The sequence below is a fragment of the bacterium genome, from assembly GCA_040757115.1.
In the GTDB taxonomy this organism is placed as follows: domain Bacteria; phylum UBA9089; class CG2-30-40-21; order CG2-30-40-21; family SBAY01; genus JBFLXS01.
Genome location: JBFLYA010000085.1, coordinates 1 through 2833, shown reverse-complemented (window position 1 = coordinate 2833; position 2833 = coordinate 1). Strand labels below are relative to the sequence as shown.

The window sequence follows — 2833 nt, the reverse complement described above, 5'->3', positions numbered from 1 at the left end:
GGCATTGGAGGTAAACCCGAGGTTGGCAGAGGCATGGTATAACAAAGGACTTACCTTAGTAAATCTTGGCAAACATCAGGAGGCAATCTCCTGCTATGATGAGGCATTGGAGATAAACCCGAGGTATGCAGAGGCATGGATTAACAAAGGGATTGAATTAGCTATATTGGGCAGATTCCAGGAGGCATTGAAATGTGTTGAGGCGGCAATAAGGTTAAATCCTGATTTACCTCAGGCACATCAGGTAAAACAAATGATTCTGCAATACTTAGGAGGTAGGTGATGGATAAGCTTTCTATAGGGGTAACTCTTGCCTGGCAGATGGCGGTGGCAGAGGCGGCAAATAAAAAATCAGAATTTATTGAGAAAGAGCATATATTTAATGGATGCTTATCCTTAGAGAAAATATTTGCGGCTAAGGAGATGCTAAATCAGTTAGGAATACAAGCAAAGCAGTTATTAGAGATGGAATATAAGGTGTTAGAGAATTTGATGCAGAGTTTCTCTTTAAATATGACACAACTGCGCCGGCTGGTTAGAGAAAAACTGCCCCAAGAAGATTATGCCTATAAAGAGAAGGTGATACATCGTAGTGCTGAATGTAGGGGCTATTTTCAAAAGGCTGAAGAGTTAAGTAAAGGGGGGATGGTAAATGTTCTTTTTCTTTTAGTAGCTATCTTAGAGAAACCAGGTGAGATAATTAGTGCAGTATTTAAAGAGCTTAAGATTGAACCAGAAAGATTAAAGGAAGAAGCACTCAAAAAAGGGGAATCTTTAGAAGGATTGCTTATGAAGGCAGAAGATGAGATTAAAGAAGAAAGTCAGAAAAAATCTGCACTTTACTGGATACCTAAATATGCCAGAGATTTAGTAAAAGAGGCAGAAGAAGGTAATCTTAAGCCAATCGAAGGAAGAAGAGATGAGATGCATGCAATAATAAGAACAGTAAGCAGAATGACCAAGAACAACCCTGTACTTATTGGTGAGGCAGGTGTTGGCAAGACAGCTATCGTAGAAGGGCTTGCCCAAAGAATAGCTTATGGGAAAAATCTCATTGGTAGAAGGATATTTGAACTTAATCTTAGCAGTCTGGTGGCAGGCACAAAGTATCGTGGCGAATTTGAGGAAAGGCTTAATGGGATAATCCAGGAGGCAAAAGAACATCGAGCAGTAATCTTGTTTCTGGATGAGATACATAACCTTGTGGGGGCAGGTAAAGGAGAAGGGAGTATGGATGCGGCAAATATCCTGAAGCCTGCTCTAACAAAGGGTGAAATAACCTGTATCGGTGCTACCACCATCTCTGAATACCGCAAGTATATTGAAAAAGATGCCGCATTAGAGAGAAGGTTTCAGCCAATTATGATAACTGAACCTACACCAGAGGAGACAATAAAGATTTTACAGCGATTAAAAGAAAGATTTGAAACACATCATCAGGTCAAAATCACTGACGAAGCTCTGGTAAGAGCAGTTGAGCTTTCTGTGCGCTATCTTCCTTATCGGCAATTACCTGATAAGGCAATAGATATAATTGATGAAGCCTGTGCCTATATCTCTCTGCCTCAGTTAAGTATGGATGGAATAAAACAGGATAGAACTACTGGTGGTGTGGTAACAGAAGAAGAGGTGGCAAAGGTTGTTTCTAAACTTACGGGCATTCCGGTAAGCAAATTGACAGAAAAAGAGGTAGAGAAACTCCTTAATTTAGACCAGTATCTTAAAAAGAGAATAAAGGGTCAGGAGAAGGCGATAACAATCGTAGCCAATAAGATTCGTCTGGCAAAGACAGGGATGAGGGATAAGAATAGACCGCTGGGGGTATTCCTCTTTTTAGGACCAACTGGAGTGGGTAAGACATTATCTGCCAAAGGTATTGCCGAGCTTCTCTTTGGTTCAGAGGAAGAGATGATAAGGCTGGATATGTCAGAGTATCAGGAGAAGCATACAGTGTCTAAATTAATCGGAGCCCCACCCGGATATGTAGGTTATGAGGAAGAAGGTCAACTGACGGGTAAATTGCGTTCTAAACCCTATTCTGTAGTCTTATTTGATGAGATAGAAAAGGCACATCCTGAGGTCTTAGATATATTTTTACAGCTCTTTGATGAAGGCAGGCTGACTGATGCTAAAGGTAGAACCATTGATGGAAGGAATGCTATCTTTATAATGACCTCAAACCTGCCTCCTGATGAGAGAATGGGTTTTCAGAGAGATGCTACCCCCACTCAAGAAGAGGCGACTTTGAATGCGACAAGAAGGGTTTTTAGACCAGAGTTCCTTAATCGTATTGATAAGATTGTTTTCTTTAAACACTTAAGTAAAGAGAATATCAAGGAGATTATTAGTTTAGAATTGGAGACCTTCAGAAAAGGGCTGTCTAAGGAGTATGGAGTCTCCCTTGCCTTTGGTGAGGAAGTATTGGAATTGCTTATTAAGGACGGATATAGTGAGAGAAATGGTGCTCGGGAGATTAAAAGGATAGTGGAGGAAAGGATTAAAGAACCCTTAAGCCAGGCTATGTTAGAAAGAGAGAAGATAGGCCGGGGAATTAAAGGTTGGAAAGTAAGGATAGAGGTAGAGGATGGAAAAATAAGCTGTAAAGATGCTTTAGCCACAAAACCGCCTAAGAAGGGTAAGGGGAAAAAATGAAAATAGCTACTAATAAATGTGAAGAGAAAACTTTATTAAATGAGGAGGTTTAAGAAAATGTAAGCGTTCAGGTGGTGTAACAAAAGGAGATGTGGAGATTAAGGAGATAGGGAGATATTATTAAAAAAATTGAAATTAATAGAAACTAATAGAAATTTATGGAAATTTGTTGTTTTCCACA

Annotated in this window: 2 protein-coding genes; both read left to right on the top strand. The window is 39.9% G+C overall.

Annotated features, from left to right (window positions below; genetic code table 11):
- Positions 1–283, top strand: a 283-nt coding sequence (locus AB1422_09205) for a tetratricopeptide repeat protein (GenBank protein ID MEW6619490.1), incomplete at its 5' end; no start/stop codon positions are given.
- On the top strand, positions 283–2652 hold the full coding sequence (locus AB1422_09200) for an ATP-dependent Clp protease ATP-binding subunit (protein ID MEW6619489.1): 2370 nt from the start codon (positions 283–285) through the stop codon (positions 2650–2652). The genes AB1422_09205 and AB1422_09200, both read left to right, overlap by 1 nt.
- The last annotated feature ends 181 nt before the right edge of the window (positions 2653–2833 follow it).

Excerpts from the sequence above, each read along its gene's own strand:
- AB1422_09200 (MEW6619489.1), top strand. The coding sequence starts at position 283 with ATGGATAAGCTTTCTATAGGGGTAACTCTTGCCTGGCAGATGGCGGTG.